Source organism: Corynebacterium sp. KPL3927 (genome assembly GCF_040225835.1).
Classification (GTDB): Bacteria; Actinomycetota; Actinomycetes; order Mycobacteriales; family Mycobacteriaceae; genus Corynebacterium.
Genome location: NZ_JBEHGD010000047.1, coordinates 1 through 1595, shown reverse-complemented (window position 1 = coordinate 1595; position 1595 = coordinate 1). Strand labels below are relative to the sequence as shown.

2 protein-coding genes are annotated in these 1595 nt (G+C 54.4%); one reads left to right on the top strand and one right to left on the bottom strand.

Going from position 1 to position 1595, the window contains the following annotated elements; genetic code table 11:
- Nucleotides 1-116: 116 nt before the first annotated feature.
- Nucleotides 117-380: a hypothetical protein gene (locus ABRP86_RS11480; RefSeq protein WP_011117479.1), complete on the top strand. Its 264-nt coding sequence runs from the start codon at nucleotides 117-119 to the stop codon at nucleotides 378-380.
- Nucleotides 381-1241: 861 nt separating this feature from the next.
- On the opposite strand, the gene ABRP86_RS11475 is transcribed toward ABRP86_RS11480, so the two are convergent.
- Nucleotides 1242-1595: recombinase family protein (locus ABRP86_RS11475; protein ID WP_349864459.1), on the bottom strand; the 354-nt coding region annotated here is incomplete at its 5' end.

The window sequence follows — 1595 nt, the reverse complement described above, 5'->3', positions numbered from 1 at the left end:
CTCATCAGGATCTTACGGGGGATAACACTAACACACCCTGACTCTTGGAAAACGCAGCACACAGACCGTGCACACCCTCACCGATAAAATGGGCACCAGTCCCGAAAGGAGAAGGAATGTACACGACCATCACCCTCGCCGCACTCGCAGTACTTTTCGTCTTAATCATCCAGACCATCCGCCGCGAACGGCCAGAAGACCGTATGTATTACGCCGCGCTTGGAGGCAGCATAAGCGCAGCAATGATCCTTGTCCCCTCCTTCCTTTTCACCCAGGCCGGTCTCTCGCGAGAACTGGCCGCACTGCTCATCTCCTTCGGCCTACTAGCCTTGTGGATTACCATTTTCGGACTCCGCCTAAACGCAAGAACTAGCAGGTAAACCTGCATAACACAGAACATATGCTTTAGCATATGGCGGAACATACGCTATAACATATGCCTAAACATATGTTCCGCCATATGGCAGGACTCGCGGGCGCACGAATACGCAGATTCCCGCCCGCAGTAGAGAAAAGGAGGGCTACGGGCTCAGTGTGGGAGTATTGCGAAACCTTCGCGCGCCCATTAGCCTAAAAAGTGACAGCACAGTTCATCCCTGAATTGCGGCTGCACAATAAAAAGGGCCCCAACGAGTGCCAGCTCGTTGAGACCCTCGGGCCTAAAGACCCACGTGAAGCATCGCGGTAACGAGCTTCACGATTACGGTCACAAGAACTATGACCTTGGTAGCCACATCTAGCCAGTCAAGCTTGGTGGCATCAAGGTCTTTTCTTTTGCGACCGGGTGTATCCAATGAGTGTTTACCCATTGTCTACCTCCCTTTACGTCGTAGGGTTGTCCGCTCGCCTGAAAAAGGCGCGCGGGACAGCCCACGTCACGCGCGGGCCTTACCGCGCACCGACGAGGAAGTCACGCCCACGCCCCACCACAGGTGGCGGGGCATGATTGTGAACCGGCACTAACGTTAGCAGCCACCCCTGACGAGACCTAGAAGCATGATTTCACCCCTGCCTTTATAAAAGCCGCCCATGAGGGGAAACCCGTACAGTGCTACTTGCAGCTGCACTCAACACCGCTAATTTCTCTGCCTGTCACCCTATCTAGACGCACGAAAATGCTGGCAGTGCTACATAACTGCCGACATATGCTTTAGCATATGCCTAAACATATGTCCCGCCATATGGCAAGACATATGACGGGGCTCATGGGCGCGCTGATCTACCATCACGGCTGCACTACCCTAGGTGTTTTTCAATGCTCGATACACCGTAGGACGGGTTACCCCAAATTCCCGCGCTAGTGCTGCCTTTGACTCCCCTGCCAATATGCGCCGTTTAATCTCCGCTACTTGCTGCGGGCTAAGAGCGGGTTTGCGGCCTTTGTACTTTCCGGCCTTTTTCGCCAACGCAATCCCCTCCGCCTGGCGCTCGCGGATAATGGCCCGCTCAAACTCCGCGAAGCTACCGAGAATTCCGAGCATTAAATCCGCGCGCGGATCGGACGTGTCTTTCGCAAACGCGAGATTCTCATGCAGGAAAGTAACAGTCACACCCTTGCCGGTAAGTTCATCAACAATACCGCGCAGATCTGTCAG